Source organism: Streptomyces sp. NPDC036813, assembly GCF_055609245.1.
The window spans coordinates 506,888-524,766 of sequence record NZ_JBVJPV010000002.1 but is presented as its reverse complement, the minus strand read 5'-3'; the positions used below and the strand labels follow the sequence as shown (position 1 = coordinate 524,766).

Here is a 17,879-nt window from a genome sequence, read left to right as displayed (position 1 = left end):
CGGCTCGCGGCGGGGAGCGGCGGGGCGGTCCGCCGGAGCGGGCGCGGCTCATTCCTTGACGCTTCCCGCGGCGAGCCCCGACTGCCAGTACTTCTGCAGCATCAGGAACGCGGCGATGAGCGGGACGATGGTGATCAGTGAGCCCGTGATGACCAGGTTGAACACGGGCTGGCCGCCGGCGGTCGCGGCCTGCGCCTTCCAGCTGTTGAGGCCGAGGGTCAGCGGATACCAGTCCGGATCCTTGATCATGATCAGCGGAAGGAAGTAGTTGTTCCAGGTGGCGACCATGGTGAACAGCGAGACGGTGACGATGCCCGGCGCCAGCAGCGGCAGGGCCACCTGGAAGAAGATGCGGATCTCGCTCGCGCCGTCCATGCGGGCCGCCTCCAGCAGCTCCGTCGGGATGGCCTCACCGGCGAACACCCACATCAGGTACAGGCCGAACGGAGAGATCAGCGAGGGGATGATCACCGCCCACGGGGTGTTGGTCAGTCCCATGTTGCTGAACATCAGGAAGGTCGGCACCGCCAGCGCGGTCCCCGGCACGGCGACGGCGCCGATGACGACGGCGAAGACGGCACGGCGCCCGGGGAAGGCGAACTTGGCCAGCGCGTACCCGCCGAGCACCGCGAGGAAGGTGGCGCCCCCCGCGCCCGCCACGACGTAGAGCACGGTGTTGAGCAGCCAGCGGGTGAAGACGCCGTCGTTGTAGGTGAACGTCTCCGTGATGTTGTCCCACAGGGCGAAGTCGCCGTCGAACCACAGGCCGGACGAACGGGACAGCCCCTCCTGCGTCTTGGTCGCGCTGATGACCAGCCAGAGCAGCGGGACCAGGCTGTACAGCAGCACCAGGGCGGTGAGCACGGTCAGCAGGACGCTGCGCCGGGGCCGGCCGGCGGCAGGACGGCGCCCGGCCGAGCGAAGGCGGGGTACGGCTCCGGCGGGGCGCGGCCGCTGGGTCGCGGAGCCGGACGAGGCGGCGGTGGTCGTGACAGTCATCGCTGCCTCACGCTCCCTTGCGCATGCCGCGCAGCTGCACGACATAGGCGACGACCATGGTGATCAGGCCCATGACGATGGCGACCGTCGCGGAGTAGTTCTGCTGCTGGCCCGAGAACGACAGCGAGTACGTGTAGAAGTTCGGGGTGTAGTCCGTGGTGATCGCGTTGGGCGCCAGCTTCTGCAGCACACTCGGCTCGTTGAAGAGCTGGAAGCTGCCGATGATGGAGAAGATCGTCGCGATGACGAGGGCTCCGCGGATCGCGGGCAGCTTGATGGCGGTGATGACACGGATCTGCCCGGCTCCGTCGATCTCGGCCGCCTCGTAGAGGGAGTGCGGGACGACGCGCAGCGCCGAGTAGAAGATCAGCATGTTGTAGCCGACGAACTCCCAGGTCACGATGTTGCCGATGGAGGCGAGGACCAGGTCCGGGGAGAGCGGATCGGGCAGCGTCAGGCCGAAGGCGTCGTCGATGTCGCCGACGAGACCGAAGCGGGTGCCGTACATGAAGCCCCACATGAGCGTGGCGACCACGGCCGGTACCGCGTAGGGCAGGAAGATCGAGATACGGAAGAAGTCCTTGCCGTAGAGGCGTCCGCTGTCGAGGGCGAGCGCCACCAGCAGGGCGATGCCGAGCATGACCGGGACCTGGACGCACAGGAAGAGGGAGACCCGGCCGAGCGCGGCCCAGAAGTTCTTGTCCTGCAGTGCCGCCGTGTAGTTGTCGAGGCCGACGAACGTGGTGCCGCCGATGAGCTGGTCACGGAAGAGGCTGAGGTAGAGCGAGTAGGCGATCGGCGCGAGGAACACGAGGGCGAAGACGACCACGAACGGGGCGATGAAGCCCCAGCCCGCCCAGGAGCGACGGTCCCGTCCGGTCGGGGGTGGTGCAAGCTGCGGCGCGGCAGCCGCCGGCGGTTGCAGCGTGGTCATGTCGTTCCTCGCGCTTTCGGGATGTGGAACAAACGGCGGTGAATCGGCCCGGTCCGGGGGCACCGGGGGCCGGCGTGGTGTACGTGAACATCCCGTCGCGGCGTGACCCCGCACTGTTATGTTTACGTAAACATCCGACGGCGGAATGTCTACCGTGCCGGGTGGTGGCGGTCAATAGTCCCGTCGCGAGGAGAGGCGGGGGGCACTCCCCGGTCGCGGAGTCCGGCGGCCCCCGACGCCGCCAACTCCCTTGGTGCGGCGGGTCGTACGGGCGGGGCCCCTCGCGCCAGGCTTGCCCCGACGGGCCACTGGAATGTTATGTTTACGTAAACACCCCTGATGGCCTGAGAGACTGCGGCGTCAGTGGCGGTCGAGTGGTCCGCCACGGTGAACCGTCACTCGAACCACGACGGGAAGGCGGCTGACGGCCAGTGGACATGGGTACGACAGGTTCGGCGCGTTCGGCGCGTTCGGCGAACACGGGCGGCTCCGAGGGCGCGGGAGCATCCGGCGGCGCGGATGGGACGGCTGCGGCCACGGGCGCTGCGGGCGGGGAGGCGGAGGGCACCGCTGCGGCCGAGGGCCGTAGGCGCGCGCGCCGTGGTCCCCGGACCGCCTCCATGGCGGATGTCGCCCGTCTCGCCGGCGTCTCCTCCCAGACGGTCTCCCGGGTGTCCAACGGCTTTGCCGGAGTCAACGAAGAGACCCGCCGCGCGGTGCTCGCCGCGATGAAGGAGCTCGGATATCGCCCCAACAGTGCGGCTCGCGCGCTCAAGCGGGGCGAGTTCCGCACCATCGGCGTCATCACGTTCACGCTCGCCACCACCGGCAATGTGCGCACGCTCGAGGCAATCGCCACCTCCGCGGCGCAGGAAGGGTACGCGGTCACGCTGCTGCCGGTCGCCGTGCCCACCCAGGACGAGGTGCGCGGGGCGTTCTCCCGGTTGGAGGAACTCGCCGTCGACGCGGTGATCGTCATCATGGAGGTCCACCTGCTGGACGCCGCGACGATCACCCTGCCCCCGCACGTGCAAGTGGTGGTCGTCGACTCCGACGCCGGTGACCGCTACACCGTGGTCGACACCGACCAGGCCGGCGGCACCCGCGCGGCGGTGCGGCACCTCCTCGACCTCGGGCACGAAACCGTCTGGCACCTCGCCGGCCCCGAGGGCTCCTTCGCGGCCCAGCGCCGCACCGACGCCTGGCGCGCGGTCCTCACCGAGGCCGGGCGCGTCCCGCCGCCACTGGTGCAGGGCGACTGGTCGACGGAGTCCGGCTACCGTGCGGGACTCGAACTCGCGCGGCGGGACGACTGCACGGCGGTCTTCGTGGCCAACGACCAGATGGCTCTCGGCCTGCAGCGCGCCCTGCACGAACACGGCCGGCGTGTCCCCGGGGACGTCAGCGTGGTCGGTTTCGACGACATCCCCGAGGCCGCGCACTTCCTGCCGCCGCTGACGACCGTCCATCAGGACTTCGCGGAGGTGGGACGGCTCTGCGTCGAGGCCGCTTTGCGCAAGGTGCGCGGCGAGGGCGCGGACCGCGGCACCACGCTGGTGCCGACCCGGCTCGTGGTCCGCGACAGCACGGCGCCGCCGCCGCTGCGGGAGACGGGGGCGGGGGGCGGGCCCAGGACCGAGAAGTAGCTGCGCAGCGAGCAGCCTGGCCTGTTCTGTACGGACAGGGTCACTCTGCCTGCCCAAGAGCTGTCCCGTAGGGATCACGCAAGTCGGGACCATCCCTGCTCGGGCCATCCCGCCCCAGGCCCTCCGCATCCGGTTGGCGACCAGGTGCTGAATCAGTCAAGGCCGGTTGCCCATGCCGTCAGCGCCGCGAAGTCGTCAATGGTCAGACCGTGTCGTGGGTCGACCTGATGCAGTAGGGCGAGACCGTCGTGGTGGTCCTTGACCCAGATCCGGTCCGCCTCTGTGATTTCGTCGTCGACCCAGGCGAACGCACGGCCTTTCGCCCACGCGACGATCTCAGGTGTCTTCCAGAACACGCCGCCCCCTGGTTCGGGCCGAGGCGAGGGCCAGCAGATGTAGGGCAACTCGGGCAATCCCAGCACTGGCGCGATGAAGGCATTGGCTTCTTCCTCCCAAGTCGTCGCCCATACGAGGTCGAAGGGAAGCGCGTGCAGCGCCGGGCCGTGATTCGGGTTGAGCCACACCCGCAGCGGCTTGGCGCGCTTGTCCGGCAGTCCCCACTCGGCCAGCCGACGCCGCTCGGAAGCCTCCCAGCGAGGAGTCAGCAGGCGATGCGTCTGATAGCCCTCGGGCCGACGCTGCGGCTTCGCGGCGTACGGGTTCAGTGGTCCGTCGACATCCACCAACAGCATTGGGCGCACCGGCTCATCCTCCCCTCGGTCCCGTGTCGCACGGTACCGACCGGCTACGAGGCCGCCCAACGAAATAGGAATAGCATCACTGCATGCCTTCCCCCATGGCCCGCCGCCGCTTGCTGACCACCCTGCTGGTCGTGGCACTGGTCGCATTCGGCTACTACGCTCTGCAGCCCGTGCGGGAGGCTTGCGCGCTCACCTCCGGACCGTATGGCTCCACCTTCGCCCGGAACAGCGTCCACGCCTCCGGCAGCGCCCGGTGCGGCGCAGAGCGCACGCGCTTCATGACCTGGCTCGAGGAATAGGCGCACCCAAGCGGCTGAGACCGACAACTTCGGGGTGCCGGTGGTCAGATGCTGCCGCCCTGGCAGCCGCTGCGTGGCACCCATTGGGCGACTCCTCACCAGTCGCCCTGGGGCGGTTGAGAGAGACCTGGTCTGATCCGACGGTCCTGGAAACTTCATCGCTCGGTCGAACGCCCGAACCGCCTACCGTGTGAACCTTCGGCTCCGCGTCAGTCACTTCGGCAAATCGGCGGAGAGGAAGGGAGCAAGGAGTGCGAACAACTCGTCGGGCCGGTCGAGGGGGATGATGTGGCCGCAGTCCTGGAGATGATGTCCGACCAGGTCATCGGCGATGGGGCGGAGTTGGTGTTCGAGGCCGGTGCCGACGGGGTGGGAGCCGACGGCCATCGTGGGCATGGTCAGCCGAGCCGTCGCTACGGCGTCCTGGATCTGCTGCGCGCTGGTGGGCAGTGCCCGGTAATAGGAGAACGCGCAGCGCAGGGCCTCACCCCCGGTGTACGCGTGGATGAATGCCGCACGGATGTCGTCGGGCACTCCTCGCCCGAGCGTCCCCGAGTCGAGGAACCAGTCGATGTACGGGGCCTCGTGACCGGCCAGGACGGTCTCGGCGAGGCCGGGGACGGAGTGGAAGCCGAACCACCACGGGGCACCGCCCGCGACGAGGTGCTCTGCTCCGGGCAGGCGGCCGAGCAGTGCCTCCATCACGACCAGGCGCCGGACGAGGCCGGGTCGGCGCAGCGCGAGCAGGACGGCGGGGGCGGTACCCGCGTCTATGCCCACCACCGCTGCCGAGGGCTCGCCGAGTGCGTCGAGCAGCCCTTCGGCGTCGGCGGCGAGGGTGCCCGCGTCGTAACCCTCGAGGGCACGTGTACTGGCACCGAAGCCTCGAAGGTCCGGGGCGATGACCCGGTACTGCCCGGCCAGCCGGCCCATGATGCCGCTCCAGAGTTGCCAGGTGTGCGGGAAGCCGTGGAGCAGGAGAACCGCGGGTCCGTCGCCGGCGATGGCGACATTGAGTTGCACGCCGTTCGTCGCGATGCGGCGTAGGTGGTGTGCGGTGGTGACGGGCATGACGGCTCCTCCGGCTGGTTACCATTGGTGACCACAGAACGATAGGTAACTGACCGACCGCTTCCTAGACGGCACTTTCAGGGAAGGTGGTGAGCCACAGGTGACCACCCGAGGGGCCCGGGCCACGGGCCGCGGGCCACGCGGAGACCTGTTCGATCCCCATTGCCCGACGCGGCAGTTGCTGGACCGCATCGGCACGAAGTGGACGTCCATGGCGGTCAGGACGCTCGCCGATGCCGCACCGGACGAGGTGCGCTTCGCGGAGCTGAAACGCCGGATGCCTGGCGTCTCGCAGAAGATGCTGTCCGTGACACTGCGAAGCCTGACGCGCGACGGGCTGGTGTCGCGCCGGGTCGAACCGACCGTTCCGCCTCGCGTCTTCTACCGGCTCACCGGACTCGGGCTGTCCCTGGAAGCCGCGCTTGCGGGGCTGCGGACCTGGGCGGAGGAGCACATGGCCGAGATCGAACGCGCCAACGAAGCCGCCGACCAGGAGGCCGATCAGGGGTAGACAGGCTGACCGGAGATGACACGCATCCGCCACCGGCCTCCCAGGAGGCACTCCCCCCGCCCGACTGCCCCTCCTCGGAAAGCCGTCTGGTGAACCGGGTGGATTGTCGGGGCGCACTGGTGGGGTGTGGTCAGCCGGTAGGGGTGTCGAGGGCAGGCTTGCGCTTGACCTGGGTCAAGTCGATGTCCTCGTTCTCGGGTGCGCCGAACGCTTCCACCACGGCCGTGGACCGGGTGGCGGTGATCTCCAGGGCGAGGCGGCTGCCCATGGCACGCAGGTCGAGGCGTGCACGGGGGCTGCCGGACTGGTCGGGCATGCGGTGGATGCGTGCGGCGGGGTAGCCCAGGCTCGTGAGCTTGTCGCTGAGCTGGGTGTACTCGTGCGTGCCGGCATCTCTGAACGCGTCGGCGATCCGCTGGGCGTGGGCCTGGCCGGTGCAGGTCTCCAGGGTGTTCAGGGGCACCTCGGCCACCCCTGCGGCCTGGGTGGAGTCGGGGGTGGGCCGGGCATTGTCGCCTGTGTCGATGGGGATGTTGCCTTCGGCGTCGGGTGTGCCGGGCGGCGTGGAGCCTGCCGGGTAGCGGGGGCTCGGGGTGCTACCGCCCGGGACGTCTTCGGGGCGGGGTACATCGCTGCTGCCCGGGGTGGCGGTGCTGGGAGCGTCGGGGGTGCACTGCTGGGCGATGCGTGTGGCCAGTTCCATGAACTTCAGTTCGGCGTCATCGTCGGTGGGGCCGGCCGATACGGCGCTGCCGGCCGGGGCGGTGTCAGCGGATTCGAGGGCGCCGCAGGCGGTGAGGGTGAGGCAGGCCATGGCCAGGGCGGCTGCGGATCGGGGCAGGGTGAAGGTGCGCATGGGGTGCAGTGTGCGGCACGCCGTCGGAGCGTACATGAGTACCTGTACCTAGATCGCTGGTGGCGCAACTCGCCTTGAAATGTGGAGGAGTTGACTCCATTTTCTACATCTTGTGTAAGAGCTTGGTAAATGCTTAGAGTCCCGTTTGCCCCGCCTGTCAGTTCGACCGGCGGGATCCACCGAAGGGACCCTTGTGCGCAGAACCGCGCTCCCTGTCGTGGCTGTTCTGTCGATGGCCCTGCTGCTTCCGCAGCAGGCTCACGCCGAAGAGCCGCCCACACCCACCCTGGCCTCCGGGGCGATAACCCCCGTCGGACCTGGCATATACGACGCCAACACCGGCAGCTTCCAGATATCCGAGAACGACGTTCCGGCCGGCCTGATGGGCCGCTCGCACACCGTCACCAACCAGTCGTCCGGTGCCGCCCAGGCGCAGGACGCGCCGTCTACGCGCGCCGATCTGGGCGTGTTCGGTCCCAGTTGGCAGACCGAGTTCGTCGGCGGGCAGCTCAACCGCAAGCTGGTGCAGGGCTCGGGCAAGGTGACGATCAACGACCTGGACTCGGCCGAGGCAACCGTCTACGACCAGACCGACACCATCTCCGGTACCAACGGCGGCTACACCACCACCTACAAGGCGGCCGACGGGTCGACACTGGTCGACAACACGGTCTTCGATGATCTGTCCGGCAGCCTGAAGACGACCATCACCGAGACTCTGAACATCGACCTGACCAGCGCGCAGGCCGCGTCCGGCGATGATGCCCCCACCAATGCCACGGGGGCCGCGTACAGCAAGCAGGACCTGAAGCCGTCGTACACGTGGAAGCAGGTATCCGGCGGAGGGGACACCTGGCGCGTGACCGCCGTGGGCAACACGGCGTTCAAGGCGACCACCATCAGCTACGACAGCACGGGCCGTGTATCCACGGTGAAGGACCCCGCCCGGGCCGACACCCCGGCGCAGACGCTGAAGGTGAACTACGCCGCCACCACCACCGCCACCAGTACGGCGCTGGGTGATGTGGCCGGGCAGGTGAAGAACATCACCGTCACCTCCGGCGCGGACGTGACCACCCAGGCCCACTACGCGTACGACGCGTCCGGCCTGCTGAAGAAGGTCGACAATCCGGCCTCCGGGCAGGAGCTGAACACCTACGCCTACGACAGCGCCGACCGTGTCACGCAGGTGACCACGGACGAGGGCGCCAAGTGGAACCTGACGTTCTCGGGTGACGCGGCGCAACCCGCCGCCAGTGAGACCACCGGCACCGTGCCCGCCCCCGGTTCGGCCATGTCGGGTGCGCCGTCGATCACTCAGCCGGACGGGGTGACTCCGGCCGCGTCGGACTTCCAGGACCCGGACACCGCAACCGCCAGCGCCTACCCGTCGTACTGCTCCAGCGGCGCGACGTGGATGTACTACATCTACAGCGGGTGTGCGACGAAGGTGGCGCACTACGGCTGGCACAACCCGTACTGGTTCCAGACGCCGACGGGCGCCTGGGTGGTGGGTATCTACCACGACTACTGCACCAACGCGCTGGACCAGCCGGGCGGATGGAACTTCAAGCCCGCCTGCGCGAGCCACGACTACGGGTACGGCACCATCGGCAACAGCTGGAAGGGCTACAGGTACTACCTCGACCGGAACAAGGGCTTCAATGTGGATGCCACGTTCTACGGCGAGCTGTACTACTACACCTGCCCCGCGTACAGCCGCAGCACGTCCTGCCGGGCCACGGCCTACACCTACTACACGGCGGTCTTCTACTTCGGGCACCCGAAGAACGGCGCCAACGCCACCTGAGCAGACGGGTGAGCCAACGCAAGCTGACACAACCTGCCTGATCTGAAGGGGGGCTGTGCGGCGGAAACCTCTTCCCCGCACAGCCCCCTTCCGCATGCCTGGAGACGATGAATGAGAACAACCCTGTGGGGCGTAGCGTGCGCCTCGGCGGCGGCCCTGGTGCTGACCGCGATACCCGGCGGGGCGAACCCCCTGGGTCCGGCTGCCGCGCATGCTGCCGACGCCGGGCCGGTCGACCCGCCTCTGTTCGACGCCACCACCGACGGCGGCACCGTCCGCGTGAATGTGATCACCGACCAGCGCAACGACATAGCCGGTGCCGCGTCCGAGGGCACCACGCTGGTCTCCTACGACAGGCTGCCGATGGTCACCCTGCGCGTGGACCGTGCGGGGCTGACCGACTTGCAGACCAAGCCCGGTGTGCTGTCGGTGACCGAAGACGCGCCGGTGAAGCCGCTTCTGAACGAGTCGACGGTGAAGATCGGCGCGGACAGGACGACCGCGGCCGGCAAGACCGGCTCCGGTGCGATGGTCGCCGTGCTGGACACCGGCGTGCAGACCAACCATCCGTTCCTCGGCGGCAGGGTGAAGAAGGAAGCCTGCTACTCCGTCAACGACGAGGACTACGGCGCCAGTTCACTGTGCTCCGACGGCACCCAGGCGCAGGAAGCCGCCGGAGCCGCCAACAGCGGCAGTGGCCCGTGCGCCACGCTGGGCAGCGCCTGCGACCACGGCACCCACGTGGCCGGGATTGTTGCCGGTAACGGCACGAGTATCGGCGGGGCTCCCAAGCAGGGCGTCGCCCCCGGGGCGGACCTGGCAGCGGTGCAGGTGTTCTCGAAGTTCGACAATGACACCTACTGCGGTGCCGGGAACAGCCCGTGTGTGCTGTCGTTCACCAGCTCTCAGGTGAAGGGCCTGGAGAAGGTGCTGGCCTGGAAGCAGGCCGGCGCGCCGATCGTGGCGGCGAACATGAGCCTGGGCGGCGGCAGGTGGACCACCGCCTGCGGAGCGGATCCGCGTAAGCCGATCATCGACTCGCTGAAGACGGCGAACGTCGCCACCGTGGTGGCGGCCGGGAACAACGGATACACCGACGCCGTGTCCGCTCCCGGGTGCGTCGACTCGGCCGTGACGGTGGGTGCGACCACCGATGACGACCAGGTGGCGACGTTCTCCAACCGGGGCCCGCTGCTGGACGTGTTCGCGCCGGGCACCTCGATCGTGTCGTCGGTGCTGGGCGGCGGCTACGGGTCGAAGAACGGCACCAGCATGGCGGCGCCTCATGTGGCCGGGGCGCTGGCCGTGCTCAAGCAGGCGTACCCCACCGAGGGTATCGACAGCCTTGTCTCCCTGCTCGCCACCACCGGTACCCCGGTCCCCTACACGGGTGGGCCGACGCCACGTATCGACGTCGGCAAGGCCGCCACGGCCGTCGAGTCCAAGCCGGAAGAGACGGCCAAGCCGCGCGCGTTCCACGTCGACAACGACAAGGACTACGACATCCCCGACGGAGTCGGATCCCCCGCTCCGGGGTCGGCGGTGAACTCTCCTATCACCGTGGCGAATTACCCGGGCAACGCGTCGAAGAAGACCGCCGCCTACGTGAGCATCACGCACACCTACCGGGGCGATCTGAAGATCGAGGCGGTCTCCCCCACTGGCAAGGCGTACCTGCTGAAGCCGTCGTCCGGGTCGGACAGTGCGGACGACGTACTGGCCACCTACACGTTCGACGCCTCGGATCAGCCTGCGAACGGTACCTGGAATCTGCGGGTGACCGATGTCGACGACAAGGACATCGGGAAGATCACCACCTGGTCGCTGATCTTCCCCACTCCGTTCGAGTCGACGGCCACGCAGGCCATCCCCGACACCGGCACCCTGTCCTCGACCATCACGGTGGACCATGTGGGCGGTAACGCGGCCGGGCCGTTGCAGGTGTGGGCGAACATCACGCACACCAACCTCGGGCACCTGCGACTCACGCTGTCCAGCCCGGACGGCAAGAACTACGTGCTGAAGAACTTCGACGCCACACCCGGCGGCACCCTGGCCACCACCTACGGGGTGGACGCCACCGACGCCACGGCCGACGGCACCTGGACGCTGAAGGTGACGGACTCCACCGGAGGGTCGACCGGCAATCTGAACGGCTGGAACCTGGGCTTCCCCGCGTATGAGAACCAGACCGTGAAGCCGATCCCGGATCTCAACTACGACGAGATCTGGACCAAGGTCGACGGGCTGTCCGGCGTGGCCGGCGCGAAGTTGCAGGTGTACGTGCATGTGGAACATCCGCGCCTGGCCGATCTGAAGCTGGACGTGGTCGCCCCCGACGGGAGCATTCACCTGCTGAAGGCGTCCGGCGCCCCGGCCGGGGGCGGCACCCTGAAGAAGGTGTACACGGTGAACGTCGACGGGCTGCCGGCGAACGGCTGGTGGAAGCTCCGCGTGGACGACGTCACCAGCGGCAGCACCGGCACGGTCAACAACTTCGTCGTCAGGTTCTGACCCCCTGTCGCCTGACGGCGACCCAGCGCCCCCGTTGCCCGTGCGGCGGGGGCGCGCCCCTACAGCGAGAAGGGACGCACCCCCTTGATGGGTATACGAACGGGCCTCGTGCCGGCCGCTGCGGCAGCCGGGGCCATGCTGCTGGGCGCGGCCGGGCAGGCCGGCGCGGCCGAGTACAAGACCACCGGCAACTGTGACGTGCCATGGATCAACTGCACCGAGGGTGATCTGTGGCTGCTCTACAACTCCAAGGAGTACTCGCTGTCGTCGGACGGCAGCAGGTACGTGACCAGCTGGTCGACGTTCTACGGCAACGTCTCCGCTACTGGGGCACCAGCCAGTACCAGGGCTCCACCCTCACCAGCTACCGCTACGTGTTCAACGGCAACGGCGCGTGGCAGTACATGAAGAACAAAGCAGCGAGCGTGCAGAACTGCGACGTGGACAACTACCGCGTGTACTACAACTCCGGATACGGCGGCACCAGCCAGTACTTCACGCACCGGGAGCCGTACGGCGCATGTCCGTGGTCGGACCTGATCTCCGCGTTGTCGCCACCTGCCACCGGGCACAAGCTGACCAGCGCGGAACAGGCCCGGCTCGGACAGGTGGTGGCCCGCCTGGACACACCGCGGGTGCGGGTGCACGCTGCGGTGTGGACCGATCGGGGTATGCGGCTGGTACGGCTGCCGGTGGTGCTGTCCAACCCCGGCGGCCGCCCCGAGGCAGTGCGCGCCGAAGCCACCGTGTACGCGGGTGAGGCGCGAGTGTGGAGCGGCACGGTGGATTCGGTGCTGCCGGTCAGGGCCGACGCGTCGGTGGTGCAGGATCTGGACGTGGGCAGCGTGCAGGACCTGGCAGAGGTGCGTGTGGAGCTGGCCGCCCCGACCGGCGGACAGAGCGCCCTGCCACCAGGAGGGTCGTGGGAGCGCGGAGGCGGCCGGGGCCGTGCCCGCACGCGGTCAGCGAGCAGGCCACGACAGCGGCGGGAGAGAATCGTCCGCTCCCCCTCCGGCCGGCCGGGATGGGGCGGCCCGCAGGCGAATACCGGCACGCGCTCACGTGGCGTCATGCGGACTGCGGGGCGGTCCTTGCCGGGGCGGCTGCGACGTTGCGGGTCTCGCGCATGATCAGCAGGCCGGTGGCCACCATCAGTGTCGCGGTCAGGCCGTGGACGCCGAGCGCGGTGGACACGGAGCCGTGGTGGGCCAGCACGGTGGCCATGTCGCCGTACGCTGCGAGGGCCTCCACCAGCAGCGCCCAGCCCAGTGCCCGGCGGTGGCCCGTCGCCAGCAGGATGCCCAGGACCAGGGCCAGGACGACGTCGCGGATTCCCTTGATGATCAGGAAGCCGTCGCCGTCGCCGGAGGGCCAGCTCGGCAGGCCGAAGCCCGGCGCCGTCGTCTCCGGGCTCAGGATGAACTCCGTCCCGAACCAGAGGATGAAGAGGACGAAGGCGGCGGCCAGGACGGTGTTGATCTTCTTCAGCGACATTGTGCTTCTCCTTACGAGTTTTCGCCGGCTTGGTGAGCTTCGTGGAGCTTGCTGAGTCGTGCGGGGTCTGATCAGGCCGCACGGCCGCGGCTGATCGAGGGGCGGGGCTTGTCGGCCTCGCAGTGGTGGGATCCGGCGGCAGCCGCACTCCCGAATACGGGGATTCCGCGGCCATCTGCCGCCCAGGGAGCGCGGATTGCGGGCCGCCGGTGCGGTGTCGGCCTCGGGGTCGGAAAGGGGAAGCCCTGTCGGGGGGCTCACCCCGACAGGGCGAAAGCTGTCGGCACACAGGGGCCGACCAGTGCATGCCCAGGCGCGTCTGGTGTCAGGCGAGGGCGGCGACCAGCAGGGCGAAGGCGGCGATGAGGACGGCGACGCGGACGTAGTGGAAGCGGTCCCAGCGGTTCATCTGCTCCTTCCAGTCGGCGGGCCGGTTGTCAGGGGTCCACGTCTTGCCCCGGTTGTTGATCGGGACGAGCAGCAGGATCGACATGATCACGCTGAGCATCAGCAGCGCGCCGGCGGTGACGACGAGGCCGGCGCCGGGGTGGTGCCATCCGATGACAGCCCAGACCGCGACGAGGACGAGCGAGGTGATGTACCAGACCGGCATCACGGCGCCGAGCATCCGGCCTCCGTGGGCGCGGCCGAGCTGGCCGCTGTCCTCGGGGAGGGCGTTGAGGATCGGATTGATGACGAAGGCGACGGAGAACTCCACCCCGACCATCACTCCGACGCTCACGGTGGTGACGACCTCGAGCACGTTGAGCATGATGCCCCCCTGACATCTAGCATTGCTAGGCGATGAGGCGACGCTAGCACTGCTGTCGCTCGATTGTCTAGCAGTGCTAGAATCAGCTCATGTCGGTACAGGAACGCAAGCAGCGCGAACGGGCGAGCCGCGAGCGCCTCATCGTGGCCACGGCCCGCGAGCTCGCCGAGCAGCAGGGCTGGGACGCGGTCACCACGCGCCGGCTCGCCGAGCGCATCGAATACAGCCAGCCCGTCCTCTACAGCCACTTCCGCGGCAAGCGCGAGATCATCGGCGCCGTCGCCCTCGAGGGTGCCGCCGAGATGGCCGTTGCGGTGCGGGCCGCGGCGTCCGCCGCGAACACCCCGCGCGAGCGGGTCGTCGCCCTCGCCGGTGCCTACCTCGACTTCGCCGAAAACAACCCGGCGGTGTACGACGCCTTGTTCCAGCTCGACGGCGGCCTGGCGTACGCGCAGGAGGACACCCCGGAGCCGCTGAAGGACGCCTTCGCCGCGCTGCTGGAGACCCTGGGCGAGGTCGCCGGGGACGGCGTCGACCCGGGGCTGTTCACCGAGTTGTTCTGGGCGTCCCTGCATGGACTGGCGACCCTGACCCGGGCGGGACGGCTGCCGCCGGAGCACACCGAGCGAAGGGTGGAACTGCTGGTGGACCGGCTCGCCGTGCTCTGACACACCTCTTCCCCGCAGGCACGCGGCCGGGCCGGTGGACCCCGCCGCTGCCTGCCTACGGCAACGCTCCGGGGCATTCGGTCCGCGCGGCGCAGCCGCAGATTGCCGGGCCCTGAACCCAGGGGTTGCAGTTCATCATCCGGGCTCGGCCGGCCTCACTCAGAAGCCTTTCGGGGCAGGTGCGTGACCCGCTGCCTTGCGGAGGGCCGGGACGAGTTCCGCGAACCGTTCGAGCTGGTCGTGTTGAGAGCGCAGATCCAGGGCGCCGAGGCGGCCGACGATGTGCCGGGCACCTGCGGCCACGTACTCCTGCAGACGCTCGGCCACGCGGGCGGTCGAACCGGTGACCACGGCCTGGATGCTCTCCAGTTCCTGAAGCGGCATGCCGTACACGGCCCGTGCGTAGGCGTCCATCGCCTGACGGCCGCAGTCGGTGTCGTCGTCGATCCGTACCGAGACGAACAACGCCGGGGTGATGTCCTCCGCAGCGCGTCCGGCATCGGCCGCCGATGTGTGGACAGCGCGGAGACCGGACGCGTAGTCGGCGGGGCAGGGCGGGTAGGGCAGCCAGCCGTCGTACGTGTGACCGGCGCGGGCCAGCGCCGCGGGTGTCGCGCCGCCGAGCCAGATGGGCGGGCCTCCGGCCCGGAACGGCCTGGTCATGGGCGGTATCTCGGCGAACCGGAGGATCTCGCCATGGAAGGAGGCGGCGCCGCCCCAGACGGCCCGCCACAGCGCGATGGTCTCGTCCAGGCGCGCGGAGCGCCGTTCCCACGGCAGCTCGGACAGCGTGTAGAGGGGCCGTCCGAAGCGGCCGGGGAACCCGGCGCCGACGGTCACGGCGAGCCTGCCACCTGAGAGCAGGTCGATCGACGCGAGTGACTGCGCGGCCTGGAGCGGCCGTCGCAGAAACGGCAGCAGCGCCCCCGTGCCGAGCGTCACGGCCTCGGTCGCCGGGGCGAGCGCGGCCAGCATCGTGAGCGCTTCGATGCGCGGGCTGATCAGGGAGTCGTTGACGAACAGCGAGGAGAGTCCCAGGTGCTCGGCCCGGCGAGCGAAGGCGATCAGGTCACGTGGGTCGTCGGCCGGGCCCCACTGGGTGGTGCCGGTCGGAAGCAGTACACCGATGTCCATGCCGACGATGCTCCCGACCTGGTGGAGCCGCGCCAATTCCCTGCGGGGAATGGCCAGGCACGCTCTGCCGCCGCTACAACAGGGCCGTGGACTTCCCTGGTGCCCTTCGCGAACGCCGTATCCGTCGCCGGCTCAGCCAGCTCGACCTCGCGCTGCGGGCCGGCACCACCCAGCGCCATCTCAGTTTCATCGAGTCCGGCAGGTCCGTCCCAGGCCGCGACATGGTGGTGCGCCTGGCCGAATCGCTGGAACTGCCGCTGCGGGAACGCAACGAGCTGCTGCTGGCCGCGGGGTACGCGCCCGCCTACTCGGAGAGCTCACTCGACGACCCGGTGCTGGCGCCCGTACGTTCTGCCATCGACCACATCCTGCGCGGGCATCTGCCATATCCGGCGATCGTGGTGGACCGCGGCGGTGACCTGATCGCGGCGAACACTGCCTTCGACCTGATGACCGAGGGGGCGGCCCCCGAGCTGACGGGCCCGGGAACGAACGTCTACCGCCTTGCGCTGCATCCCGACGGCCTGGCGCCCCGCATCCGCAACCTGGCCGAATGGGCGCGTCACATCCTGGCCCGCCTCGATCACCTGGCGGAGCTGCGCGACGAGCTCACCGAGTATGTGCCCGAGGTGGAGCCGGCCGCCGGGCTGCTCGGTTTCGCCGTTCCCCTCGAGCTGTGCTCCTCGCAGGGTGAGCTGCGCCTGATGACGACCGTGACGACCTTCGCCACCGCCGTCGACGTGACGCTCGCCGAGCTGAAGCTGGAGGCGTTCCTGCCCGCCGACCCGGCGACCGCCGAGGCCCTGACGAGAGCCGCCGGGCCCATGGCCTGCACTGCTGCGGGTCGGGCGCCGGGGAAGACATAGCACTCGGTACGGCCTGGCGTCAGCTGGTCGCGCTGCCCGCGACCCACTCGCTCCACGGCATGTTCCAGTCGCTGAGGCCGTTGTCCGGGGCCAGCGTCGTCTTGTCCTGGGAGTTCTTGACGATCACGACGTCACCGATCATCGAGTGGTCGAAGAACCACGCGGCGGGCTGCTTGGTGTCGCCGCCGCCTCTGGCGTCCTTCAGGCCCACGCAACCGTGGCTGGTGTTGACCTTGCCGAAGACCGAGTCGGCGCCCCAGAAGTTGCCGTGGATGAACGTGCCCGAGTCGGTCAGGCGCATGGCGTGCGGTACGGCCGCGATGTTGTACGCGGGCTTGCCGTCCTTCTCCGTGAGGCCGACGCTCGCGCCATCCATACGGATGTGCCGGAACTTCTCGGAGATGACCATCTGACCGTTGTACGTCGGGTGCTCGAGGCTGCCGGACGAGATCGGGATGGTCTTGATCGTCTTGCCGTTCCGCACGACAGCCATCTGCTTCGTTCTGGCGTCGACCGTGCTGATCTGGCTCCGGCCGATCTTGAACGTGACCGTTTTACTGGCGCCGTGAAGGTTGAGCTTGACGGTGACGGTGGAGCCGGGCTTCCAGTAGTTCTCGGGGCGGAAGTCCAGGCGGCTGTCGTTGAACCAGTGGCCGACGGCCTGCTGGCCGCTGCTGGAGTCGATCTGGATCTTCGACTCCATGGCGGCCTTGTCGCTGATGGCCGTGTCGAAGTTGATCGTCACCGGCATGCCCACACCAACGGTCGAGCCGTTCTCCGGGGAAAGGTGTCCGATGAAGTCATTGGCCGGGGAGACCGTGGTGATCGTCGCGTTCTCGGTGGCGGGGCGCCTCTTGGCGTCCTCGGCCTCTGCGGCGATCTGGTACTTGGTGGCCCGCTCCAGCCGGCCGTCCGGCTGCCAGGACGTGCCGTCCGCGGACAGGGTGCCCGGGATCTCGTCACCGGTCGCGACGGCGGTCATGGTCACCTCGGTAAGCTTTCCGTTACCGACGGTGACCTTGACGGGGTGGCTTGGCGCGACATCGTGGGCGCCCTGCCCGGGAGTGATCTTTATCCGGGCGTCGGAAGCGTGCTGGTCGACCGGCGGCTTCACCGTGGTGTGCGGTTTCGGGGGGCTGCCGGCGCCATTGCCGCCGGTGGCAGCACTGCTGGTACCGCTGAGGGCGGCAACCGCGACCACGCCGCCGATTACGCCGACCGCAGCCGTCAGCCTGGTCCGTCGTTTACGTGCGGTAATCAAACGCTTTCCCTGCCGTTGGTGCCACAAGCTTCGGAACTGGTTACCCCAGGAGAGCAACCATCCCTTCCATCACTTATACGCATTCGTCCGACCTTTTTGGGCACATTGTGGCGAAGGCCACCCGCTGTGCGACCCGTCGCCGGGGCTCTGCCCGCGGTCGGACGGCGCCCAACCGCTGACGCTCGTTCCCTGATCCCGGTCGTGCCTGGCGGTGAAGGCACCGGGCGAGTTTCCCCTGCCCCGGACGGGGCGTACCTGCCGACCGGCGTAAGCGGTCCCCGCAACTTGGGTTCTTATTAAGAGAGTTGCGCAATCCTCCCGTTGCCTCGACACCGAGCCGTGC

The 17,879-nt window shown here is 68.9% G+C and carries 17 protein-coding genes; 8 read left to right on the top strand and 9 right to left on the bottom strand.

The window, feature by feature from the left end:
* Positions 1 to 48 precede the first annotated feature (48 nt).
* Together ACZ67Q_RS06450 and ACZ67Q_RS06445 are read right to left on the bottom strand one after the other, a co-directional pair.
* Positions 49 to 999, bottom strand: coding sequence for a carbohydrate ABC transporter permease (locus tag ACZ67Q_RS06450; protein WP_471177185.1), 951 nt, complete (start codon positions 997 to 999; stop codon positions 49 to 51).
* A gap of 7 nt (positions 1,000 to 1,006) precedes the next feature.
* The gene (locus tag ACZ67Q_RS06445) at positions 1,007 to 1,933 is read right to left on the bottom strand and encodes a carbohydrate ABC transporter permease (RefSeq protein ID WP_471177182.1); all 927 of its coding nucleotides are present in this window, start codon (positions 1,931 to 1,933) and stop codon (positions 1,007 to 1,009) included.
* Between the two features lie 620 nt (positions 1,934 to 2,553).
* On the opposite strand from ACZ67Q_RS06445, the gene ACZ67Q_RS06440 reads away from it, so the two are divergent.
* Positions 2,554 to 3,579, top strand: a complete 1,026-nt coding sequence (locus tag ACZ67Q_RS06440; RefSeq protein ID WP_471177179.1) for a LacI family DNA-binding transcriptional regulator — start codon at positions 2,554 to 2,556, stop codon at positions 3,577 to 3,579.
* A 152-nt stretch (positions 3,580 to 3,731) separates the two neighbouring features.
* Here the strand turns inward: ACZ67Q_RS06440 and ACZ67Q_RS06435 are convergent, their stop codons facing one another.
* The gene (locus tag ACZ67Q_RS06435) at positions 3,732 to 4,271 is read right to left on the bottom strand and encodes an HAD domain-containing protein (protein ID WP_471177177.1); all 540 of its coding nucleotides are present in this window, start codon (positions 4,269 to 4,271) and stop codon (positions 3,732 to 3,734) included.
* A gap of 92 nt (positions 4,272 to 4,363) precedes the next feature.
* Here ACZ67Q_RS06435 and ACZ67Q_RS06430 point away from each other — a divergent pair, with 92 nt between their 5' ends.
* Complete coding sequence (locus ACZ67Q_RS06430; RefSeq protein WP_471177174.1) at positions 4,364 to 4,579, top strand: hypothetical protein; 216 nt, start codon at positions 4,364 to 4,366, stop codon at positions 4,577 to 4,579.
* Positions 4,580 to 4,792: 213 nt separating this feature from the next.
* Here the strand turns inward: ACZ67Q_RS06430 and ACZ67Q_RS06425 are convergent, their stop codons facing one another.
* Positions 4,793 to 5,650: an alpha/beta fold hydrolase gene (locus ACZ67Q_RS06425; protein WP_471177171.1), complete on the bottom strand. Its 858-nt coding sequence runs from the start codon at positions 5,648 to 5,650 to the stop codon at positions 4,793 to 4,795.
* Positions 5,651 to 5,750: 100 nt separating this feature from the next.
* Here ACZ67Q_RS06425 and ACZ67Q_RS06420 point away from each other — a divergent pair, with 100 nt between their 5' ends.
* Positions 5,751 to 6,161, top strand: coding sequence for a winged helix-turn-helix transcriptional regulator (locus ACZ67Q_RS06420; RefSeq protein WP_471177170.1), 411 nt, complete (start codon positions 5,751 to 5,753; stop codon positions 6,159 to 6,161).
* Between the two features lie 130 nt (positions 6,162 to 6,291).
* On the opposite strand, the gene ACZ67Q_RS06415 is transcribed toward ACZ67Q_RS06420, so the two are convergent.
* On the bottom strand, positions 6,292 to 7,017 hold the full coding sequence (locus ACZ67Q_RS06415; RefSeq protein ID WP_471177167.1) for a hypothetical protein: 726 nt from the start codon (positions 7,015 to 7,017) through the stop codon (positions 6,292 to 6,294).
* Between the two features lie 217 nt (positions 7,018 to 7,234).
* Between ACZ67Q_RS06415 and ACZ67Q_RS06410 the strand changes: the two genes are divergently transcribed.
* From ACZ67Q_RS06410 to ACZ67Q_RS06400, 3 genes are all read left to right on the top strand, one after another.
* Entirely contained in the window at positions 7,235 to 8,827 is a 1,593-nt protein-coding gene (locus ACZ67Q_RS06410; RefSeq protein WP_471177164.1) for a phospholipase A2, read from the top strand.
* A gap of 111 nt (positions 8,828 to 8,938) precedes the next feature.
* Positions 8,939 to 11,341 (top strand): proprotein convertase P-domain-containing protein, encoded by a 2,403-nt coding sequence (locus ACZ67Q_RS06405; RefSeq protein ID WP_471177162.1) that lies wholly within the window; start codon positions 8,939 to 8,941, stop codon positions 11,339 to 11,341.
* 230 nt (positions 11,342 to 11,571) lie between these two features.
* Positions 11,572 to 12,471 (top strand): hypothetical protein, encoded by a 900-nt coding sequence (locus ACZ67Q_RS06400; RefSeq protein WP_471177159.1) that lies wholly within the window; start codon positions 11,572 to 11,574, stop codon positions 12,469 to 12,471.
* Here ACZ67Q_RS06400 and ACZ67Q_RS06395 read toward each other — a convergent pair.
* The gene (locus ACZ67Q_RS06395) at positions 12,410 to 12,835 is read right to left on the bottom strand and encodes a DUF4267 domain-containing protein (RefSeq protein WP_471177156.1); all 426 of its coding nucleotides are present in this window, start codon (positions 12,833 to 12,835) and stop codon (positions 12,410 to 12,412) included. The two genes, ACZ67Q_RS06400 and ACZ67Q_RS06395, sit on opposite strands and share 62 nt — an antisense overlap.
* Before the next feature lie 325 nt (positions 12,836 to 13,160).
* Positions 13,161 to 13,607 carry an anthrone oxygenase family protein gene (locus tag ACZ67Q_RS06390; RefSeq protein ID WP_471177153.1) on the bottom strand — a complete coding sequence of 149 codons (447 nt, stop codon included), beginning with the start codon at positions 13,605 to 13,607 and terminating at the stop codon, positions 13,161 to 13,163.
* Between the two features lie 89 nt (positions 13,608 to 13,696).
* On the opposite strand from ACZ67Q_RS06390, the gene ACZ67Q_RS06385 reads away from it, so the two are divergent.
* Complete coding sequence (locus ACZ67Q_RS06385; RefSeq protein ID WP_471177151.1) at positions 13,697 to 14,275, top strand: TetR/AcrR family transcriptional regulator; 579 nt, start codon at positions 13,697 to 13,699, stop codon at positions 14,273 to 14,275.
* Between the two features lie 159 nt (positions 14,276 to 14,434).
* Here the strand turns inward: ACZ67Q_RS06385 and ACZ67Q_RS06380 are convergent, their stop codons facing one another.
* Positions 14,435 to 15,409, bottom strand: coding sequence for an LLM class flavin-dependent oxidoreductase (locus ACZ67Q_RS06380; RefSeq protein WP_471177149.1), 975 nt, complete (start codon positions 15,407 to 15,409; stop codon positions 14,435 to 14,437).
* A gap of 86 nt (positions 15,410 to 15,495) precedes the next feature.
* Between ACZ67Q_RS06380 and ACZ67Q_RS06375 the strand changes: the two genes are divergently transcribed.
* Positions 15,496 to 16,275, top strand: coding sequence for an MmyB family transcriptional regulator (locus ACZ67Q_RS06375; RefSeq protein ID WP_471177147.1), 780 nt, complete (start codon positions 15,496 to 15,498; stop codon positions 16,273 to 16,275).
* Between the two features lie 19 nt (positions 16,276 to 16,294).
* Here ACZ67Q_RS06375 and ACZ67Q_RS06370 read toward each other — a convergent pair whose 3' ends face one another.
* A complete protein-coding gene (locus ACZ67Q_RS06370) occupies positions 16,295 to 17,533 on the bottom strand; it encodes a L,D-transpeptidase (protein WP_471177732.1) in 1,239 nt (412 codons plus the stop codon).
* Positions 17,534 to 17,879: the final 346 nt, after the last annotated feature.

Excerpts from the sequence above, each read along its gene's own strand:
- ACZ67Q_RS06385 (WP_471177151.1), top strand. The coding sequence starts at position 13,697 with ATGTCGGTACAGGAACGCAAGCAGCGCGAACGGGCGAGCCGCGAGCGC.
- ACZ67Q_RS06435 (WP_471177177.1), bottom strand. The coding sequence starts at position 4,271 with ATGCTGTTGGTGGATGTCGACGGACCACTGAACCCGTACGCCGCGAAG.
- ACZ67Q_RS06415 (WP_471177167.1), bottom strand. The coding sequence starts at position 7,017 with ATGCGCACCTTCACCCTGCCCCGATCCGCAGCCGCCCTGGCCATGGCC.
- ACZ67Q_RS06380 (WP_471177149.1), bottom strand. The coding sequence starts at position 15,409 with ATGGACATCGGTGTACTGCTTCCGACCGGCACCACCCAGTGGGGCCCG.
- ACZ67Q_RS06430 (WP_471177174.1), top strand. The coding sequence starts at position 4,364 with ATGCCTTCCCCCATGGCCCGCCGCCGCTTGCTGACCACCCTGCTGGTC.
- ACZ67Q_RS06425 (WP_471177171.1), bottom strand. The coding sequence starts at position 5,650 with ATGCCCGTCACCACCGCACACCACCTACGCCGCATCGCGACGAACGGC.
- ACZ67Q_RS06450 (WP_471177185.1), bottom strand. The coding sequence starts at position 999 with ATGACTGTCACGACCACCGCCGCCTCGTCCGGCTCCGCGACCCAGCGG.
- ACZ67Q_RS06445 (WP_471177182.1), bottom strand. The coding sequence starts at position 1,933 with ATGACCACGCTGCAACCGCCGGCGGCTGCCGCGCCGCAGCTTGCACCA.
- ACZ67Q_RS06405 (WP_471177162.1), top strand. The coding sequence starts at position 8,939 with ATGAGAACAACCCTGTGGGGCGTAGCGTGCGCCTCGGCGGCGGCCCTG.
- ACZ67Q_RS06440 (WP_471177179.1), top strand. The coding sequence starts at position 2,554 with ATGGCGGATGTCGCCCGTCTCGCCGGCGTCTCCTCCCAGACGGTCTCC.
- ACZ67Q_RS06390 (WP_471177153.1), bottom strand. The coding sequence starts at position 13,607 with ATGCTCAACGTGCTCGAGGTCGTCACCACCGTGAGCGTCGGAGTGATG.
- ACZ67Q_RS06395 (WP_471177156.1), bottom strand. The coding sequence starts at position 12,835 with ATGTCGCTGAAGAAGATCAACACCGTCCTGGCCGCCGCCTTCGTCCTC.